The 3874-nt window shown below is 63.6% G+C and carries 5 protein-coding genes; all 5 read right to left on the bottom strand.

Features of this window, described 5'->3' with window-relative positions:
- Positions 1–226 (bottom strand): SURF1 family cytochrome oxidase biogenesis protein (locus HC022_RS20850; protein ID WP_303049089.1); only part of this gene is annotated, 226 nt, incomplete at its 3' end.
- Between the two features lie 68 nt (positions 227–294).
- A complete protein-coding gene (gene cyoD / locus HC022_RS20845) occupies positions 295–681 on the bottom strand; it encodes a cytochrome o ubiquinol oxidase subunit IV (RefSeq protein ID WP_008884581.1) in 387 nt (128 codons plus the stop codon).
- Positions 681–1340 carry a cytochrome o ubiquinol oxidase subunit III gene (gene cyoC, locus HC022_RS20840; protein WP_008884496.1) on the bottom strand — a complete coding sequence of 220 codons (660 nt, stop codon included), beginning with the start codon at positions 1338–1340 and terminating at the stop codon, positions 681–683. Before cyoC ends, cyoD begins: the two co-directional genes overlap by 1 nt.
- Positions 1337–3334 (bottom strand): cytochrome o ubiquinol oxidase subunit I, encoded by a 1998-nt coding sequence (gene cyoB / locus HC022_RS20835; protein WP_167453696.1) that lies wholly within the window; start codon positions 3332–3334, stop codon positions 1337–1339. Before cyoB ends, cyoC begins: the two co-directional genes overlap by 4 nt.
- Positions 3334–3874 (bottom strand): COX aromatic rich motif-containing protein (locus tag HC022_RS20830; protein ID WP_175583669.1); only part of this gene is annotated, 541 nt, incomplete at its 5' end. The genes cyoB and HC022_RS20830, both read right to left, overlap by 1 nt.

Below are 3874 nucleotides of genomic sequence, written 5' to 3'. Positions count from 1 at the left end.
TGACGCGGGTGTATTCGTCCTTGTCCCTTGTGATGGCGTCCCAGGCCTCGGGGCCCGGTGCGGGCACCGGCTCGGCGTGGATGCGGCTGTCGACGCGCTCGATCAGGTCGAGCTTCCACGACAGGCGCTTCACCTGCCAGACGCCGAGGCTGCTGAAGCCCGCGATGCCGATGGCGGCGATGAGTGTGACGATGATCAGGCGGGGCCAGCGGATGCTGCGGGACATGTGTCTTGACCTTTGGAAACGCGCCGGGGCCCCGCAGGGCCCCGACCGTAGTACTGCTGAGGCGGTGCTCAGCCCTGCTGGGACTGAAGGCTCCGCATCTGCTCCATATGACGGTCCATGTCGGGCATGGGCATCATGTTCTCGTTCATGTTGTGCATGACCCAGAGCGAGCCGGCCAGAACGATGACGAGGATGACCACCGAGAACATGCTGGCCAAGAGGGTCCAGCCTTCCTCGGAGGAGGAGTTGAGATGCAGGAAGTACACCAGGTGCACGATGATCTGCACGGCGCCCAGCCCCATGATGATGCCGACCAGAGCGGTGCGGCTGAGGCCGGTGTCGACCATCACAAGGAAGAACGGGATGATGGTCAGGATCGCGGCAAGCGCGAAGCCGATCATCAGCTGGCCCATGGTGCCGTGACCGTGGCTTTCGGAGTGGCTGTGTGCGGACATCAGATGAGCCTCACGAGATAGACAAAGGAAAAGACACCGATCCAGACCAGATCGAGGAAGTGCCAGAACATCGAGAGCGTGCCGAGACGGCGCATGTTCTCGCCGATCAGCCCGTGCATGCGGATCTGGACCATGAGCGTGACCAGCCAGATCAGGCCACCGGTGACGTGCAGGCCGTGGGTGCCGACGAGCGCGAAGAACGAAGACAGGAAGGCCGACCGGTCGGGACCGGCACCGATGTGGATCAGGTGGTTGAACTCGTAGATCTCCATGGCGATGAAGCCCGCGCCGAAGACCGCGGTCACGGCCAGCCACTTGAGGACGCCGTCACGGTCATCCTTGTCGGCACGCAGCATCGCGAGACCGAAGGTGATCGACGAGAACAGCAGAAGCGCCGTCTCGATGGCCACGAAGCCGGGCTCGAACAGGTCCTTCGGGGCGGGCCCACCGGCATAGTTGCCGCCAAGCACCGCGTAGGTCGCGAACAGCGCCCCGAAGATGATGCAGTCGCTCATCAGGTAGATCCAGAACCCGATGGGGGTCGGGCTGGAGTGTGCGTGGGCGTCGTGATGCGCGTCGTTGTTGCGGGCGTGATGCATCGGTTCGTCCGCGAGCGGTTCGACGATCGACTTGTCCGCAGAGGAGGTCACGGTGCTCATGCGGTGGCTCCTTTGGCTTCCGTGGCGGTCACGACATCCGAGGGGATGTAGTAGTCGCGGTTGTAGTTGAAGGTGTGGCCGATGCCGATTGCCAGCATGCCCACGAAGGACAGGATGGCGAGCCACCAGATGTACCAGACCATGGCGAAGCCGAAGACGAGCGCCACTGCCGAGATCAGCACACCGGTCGCGGTGCCCTTCGGCATGTGGATGGGCGCGTACTTGCCCGACCATTTGAAGCCGGTCTTCTTCATGTGCCAGAACGCTTCGCGACCCACGACCTCGATGTCCTCGGGGAAGTTGTAGGGGGCCGGCGGCGACTGGGTGGCCCACTCGAGCGTGCGTGCATCCCACGGGTCACTGCCCACGGCCAGCGCCTTGCGGTCGCGGATCGAGACGTAGAACCCGATGAAGGTGCTGGCGATGCCGAGCGCGATCAGCACGGCGCCGAAGGCGGCGACGATGAAGTAGGGCTGCCATGCGGCGTCGGGGTACATGTTCATGCGGCGGGTGACGCCCATGAGACCCAGCGCGTAGAGCGGCATGAAGGCGAAGTAGAAGCCGACGAACCAGAACCAGAAGCTGCGCTTGCCCCAGGTGTCGTTCAGCTTGAAGCCGAAGACCTTGGGCCACCAGTAGGTAACGCCCGCGTAGATCGCGAAGACCACGCCGCCGATGATGACGTTATGGAAGTGGGCGATCAGGAACAGCGTGTTGTGCAGCTGGAAGTCGACCGGCGGAACCGCGAGCAGGACGCCCGTCATGCCACCGATGGTGAAGGTCACCAGGAAGCCGATGGTCCAGAGCATCGGCACCTCGAAGCGCACCCGGCCCTTGTACATGGTGAAGAGCCAGTTGAAGATCTTCACGCCCGTGGGGACCGCGATGATCATCGTGGCGATGCCGAAGAACGTGTTCACGTCCGCACCCGAGCCCATGGTGAAGAAGTGGTGCAGCCACACGATGAAGCTCAGGACCATGATGCAGGCAGTGGCCATGACCATGGTGCGGTAGCCGAAGATCGGCTTGCCCGAGAAGGTCGACACGATTTCCGAGATGATGCCGAAGCAGGGGATGATGAGGATGTAGACCTCGGGGTGGCCCCAGATCCAGATCAGGTTCACGTACATCATGGCGTTGCCGCCGAAGTCGTTGGTGAAGAACCGGAAGTCCATGTAGCGGTCGAGGGTCAGCAGCGCGAGGGTGGCCGTCAGCACCGGGAAGGCCGCGACGATCAGCACGTTGGTGATCAGCGAGGTCCACGAGAAGATCGGCATGTCCATGAGCTTCATGCCCGGGGCGCGCATCTTGAGCATCGTCGCGATCAGGTTGATGCCCGACAGCGTGGTGCCGACACCGGCGATCTGCAGCGCCCAGAGATAGTAGTCCATCCCCGGCCCGTGGCTGTAGTTCGCCCCCGACAGCGGCGGGAAGGCCAGCCAGCCGACGCGTGCGAATTCACCGATGAACAGCGAGATATTCACCAGCAGCGCGCCGGACACGGTCATCCAGAAGCTGAAGTTGTTGAGGAACGGGAAGGCCACGTCGCGGGCGCCGATCTGCAGCGGCATGACATAGTTCATCACGCCGGTGACGAAGGGCATCGCCACGAAGAAGATCATGATGACCCCGTGCGCGGTGAAGACCTGGTCGTAGTGGTGCGGCGGCAGGTAGCCCTCGGACCCGCCGGCGGCCATGGCCTGCTGGGCGCGCATCATCAGCGCGTCGGCAAAGCCGCGCACCATCATGATGAAGCCCAGGATCATGTACATGATGCCGATCTTCTTGTGGTCGACCGAGGTGACCCAGTCGTTCCAGAGCGGCGCCCAGAGCTTGAAGTAGGTCATCAGCGCCAGCACGGCGATGCCGCCCAGCACGATGGCCGAGAAGGTGCCGACGAGGATCGGCTCGTGGTAGGGGATCCAGTCGAGCGTCAGCCGGCCGAAGATCGGAGAGATCGTCTCGACGATCTGAGTGGTGGGTTCGCTTGCCATCAGTTCATGTCCTTGTCTTCCGCCGCCCCATGCGCGTGCGGCAGCGTGGCCGGAGCGGTCAGACGGGCATCGTCATGGGAGCCGTGGTCGTGCATGTCGTGCATGTCTTGGGCTTCGTGGCCGTCATGGCCGTCATGGCCGCCGTGGCCCTCTTCGCCCGCGTCGTCGCCGTGGCCGCCATGCCATTCCACTTCGGGAAGGTCGATCGAGCGGCCGAAACCGTCGATTGCACGCTCGCGGTCGTAGCTGTAGGCCGCGCCGTCGGCGATGCCTGCGAGGCCGCCGCCGCCGTGCATGTCGCTCATCATCATGTCGGACATGCAGACCTTGCCCTCGGCGACGCAGAGACCGACGATGCGATCGAAAAGACCGTCCTCGACGCTGCTGTAGTAGCTCACCGGGTTGTTCATCGTGGGCGCTTCCAGCGCGAGGTAGCTGTCCGCGGTCAGCGGCTGGCCCTCGGCGCGGAGGTTCTCGACCCACCCGTTGAACTCGTCTTCGTTCATGGACATGGTCTCGAAGACCATGCCCGCGAAGCCC

This window comes from Salipiger sp. HF18 (genome assembly GCF_011806505.1).
Classification (GTDB): domain Bacteria; phylum Pseudomonadota; class Alphaproteobacteria; order Rhodobacterales; family Rhodobacteraceae; genus Salipiger; species Salipiger thiooxidans.
The sequence above is the reverse complement of the archived record's forward strand: the minus strand, read 5'-3'. Positions and strand labels throughout refer to the sequence as shown.